A 755-nucleotide genomic window follows, 5' to 3' on the forward strand; every position below is an offset into this window, starting at 1 on the left:
CGCACGGCGCTGGCCGCGGCCGAGGCCGGCGTGGTGTCGGCGCGCGAGCAGCTCGCCAGCAACCAGTCGCTCACCCAGGGCATCTCGGTGGACCAGAACCCCAACGTGCTGGCCGCCGCCGGCAAGGTGCGCGAGGCCTACCTGGCCGCCCGCCGCACCGACCTGCCCGCCCCCCGTGGACGGCTACGTGGCGCGCCGCACCGTGCAGCTGGGCCAGCGCGTGGCCGCCGGCACGCCGCTCATGACCGTGGTGCCGCTCAACCAGGTGTGGGTGGATGCGAACTTCAAGGAAAACCAGCTGCGCAACCTGCGCCTGGGCCAGCCCGCCAAGCTCACGGCCGACCTGTACGGCAAGAAGGTGGAATACACCGGCACCATCGCCGGCATGGGCGTGGGCACGGGCTCGGCCTTCGCGCTGCTGCCCGCGCAGAACGCCACCGGCAACTGGATCAAGGTGGTGCAGCGCGTACCGGTGCGCATCGCGATCGATGCCGAGCAATTGCGCACCCACCCGCTGCGCGTGGGGCTGTCCATGGACGTGAAGGTGGACACGCAGGACCGCAGCGGCCACCTGCTGGCCGACGCGCCGCGCACCCAGGCCGTGGCGCAGACCGCGGTGTACGACGACCTGGACAAGGGCGCCGGCGCCGACGTGGCCCGCATCATCGCGGCCAACGCCGGCCCGGGCTACAAGCCCACGCTGGCCGCCGCGCCGGCCAAGGGGGCGTCGCAGGTCGCCATGGGCGCCGGCCACG

Annotated in this window: 1 pseudogene; it reads left to right on the plus strand. The window is 73.6% G+C overall.

The features are described from left to right. Positions 1 to 755, plus strand: a pseudogene (locus AC27KI_RS26415) (EmrA/EmrK family multidrug efflux transporter periplasmic adaptor subunit); the annotation flags it as partial.

Source organism: Acidovorax sp. KPB24-03 (assembly GCF_057546605.1).